This window comes from Bilophila wadsworthia ATCC 49260 (genome assembly GCF_000701705.1).
GTDB lineage: Bacteria > Desulfobacterota > Desulfovibrionia > Desulfovibrionales > Desulfovibrionaceae > Bilophila > Bilophila wadsworthia.
In genome coordinates, this window is record NZ_JNJP01000178.1 from 1 (window position 1) to 1,813 (window position 1,813).

At 55.8% G+C, this 1,813-nt stretch carries 1 tRNA gene and 1 rRNA gene; both read left to right on the top strand.

Annotated elements, in window-relative coordinates:
• Positions 1-94 precede the first annotated feature (94 nt).
• Positions 95-1,645, top strand: a 16S ribosomal RNA gene (locus T370_RS23315).
• Between the two features lie 79 nt (positions 1,646-1,724).
• A tRNA-Ile gene (locus tag T370_RS0121765) sits at positions 1,725-1,801 on the top strand.
• The last annotated feature ends 12 nt before the right edge of the window (positions 1,802-1,813 follow it).

A 1,813-nucleotide genomic window follows, 5' to 3' on the forward strand; every position in this document is an offset into this window, starting at 1 on the left:
GGCCTCTGGTTCTTTGACAAGTGAAGAGCGAGTTGGGAATAAGAAACTTTGAGTTTTAGCCCATAGAGATATGGGCAAGCTAGTTGTTTTCAATCAACTGGAGAGTTTGATTCTGGCTCAGATTGAACGCTGGCGGCGTGCTTAACACATGCAAGTCGAACGTGAAAGTCCTTCGGGGCGAGTAAAGTGGCGCACGGGTGAGTAACGCGTGGATAATCTACCCTTAAGATGGGGATAACGGCTGGAAACGGTCGCTAATACCGAATACGCTCCCGATTTTATCATTGGGGGGAAAGATGGCCTCTGCTTGCAAGCTATCGCTTAAGGATGAGTCCGCGTCCCATTAGCTAGTTGGCGGGGTAACGGCCCACCAAGGCAACGATGGGTAGCCGGTCTGAGAGGATGACCGGCCACACTGGAACTGGAACACGGTCCAGACTCCTACGGGAGGCAGCAGTGGGGAATATTGCGCAATGGGCGAAAGCCTGACGCAGCGACGCCGCGTGAGGGATGAAGGTTCTCGGATCGTAAACCTCTGTCAGGGGGGAAGAAACCCCCTCGTGTGAATAATGCGAGGGCTTGACGGTACCCCCAAAGGAAGCACCGGCTAACTCCGTGCCAGCAGCCGCGGTAATACGGAGGGTGCAAGCGTTAATCGGAATCACTGGGCGTAAAGCGCACGTAGGCGGCTTGGTAAGTCAGGGGTGAAATCCCACAGCCCAACTGTGGAACTGCCTTTGATACTGCCAGGCTTGAGTACCGGAGAGGGTGGCGGAATTCCAGGTGTAGGAGTGAAATCCGTAGATATCTGGAGGAACACCGGTGGCGAAGGCGGCCACCTGGACGGTAACTGACGCTGAGGTGCGAAAGCGTGGGTAGCAAACAGGATTAGATACCCTGGTAGTCCACGCTGTAAACGATGGGTGCTGGGTGCTGGGATGTATGTCTCGGTGCCGTAGCTAACGCGATAAGCACCCCGCCTGGGGAGTACGGTCGCAAGGCTGAAACTCAAAGAAATTGACGGGGGCCCGCACAAGCGGTGGAGTATGTGGTTTAATTCGATGCAACGCGAAGAACCTTACCCAGGCTTGACATCTAGGGAACCCTTCGGAAATGAAGGGGTGCCCTTCGGGGAGCCCTAAGACAGGTGCTGCATGGCTGTCGTCAGCTCGTGCCGTGAGGTGTTGGGTTAAGTCCCGCAACGAGCGCAACCCCTATCTTCAGTTGCCAGCAGGTAAGGCTGGGCACTCTGGAGAGACCGCCCCGGTCAACGGGGAGGAAGGTGGGGACGACGTCAAGTCATCATGGCCCTTACGCCTGGGGCTACACACGTACTACAATGGCGCGCACAAAGGGTAGCGAGACCGCGAGGTGGAGCCAATCCCAAAAAACGCGTCCCAGTCCGGATTGGAGTCTGCAACTCGACTCCATGAAGTCGGAATCGCTAGTAATTCGAGATCAGCATGCTCGGGTGAATGCGTTCCCGGGCCTTGTACACACCGCCCGTCACACCACGAAAGTCGGTTTTACCCGAAGCCGGTGAGCTAACTCGCAAGAGGAGCAGCCGTCTACGGTAGGGCCGATGATTGGGGTGAAGTCGTAACAAGGTAGCCGTAGGGGAACCTGCGGCTGGATCACCTCCTTTATAGGAAAAATTCCCAACTCGCTCTTCACTTGCAAGGAACAAGGGCTTAACGCCATGCTCTTTGAGAAGAAAACGTCAGGGGCCTGTAGCTCAGGTGGCTAGAGCGCACGCCTGATAAGCGTGAGGTCGAAAGTTCAAGTCTTTCCAGGCCCACCACTTATCAGGGGG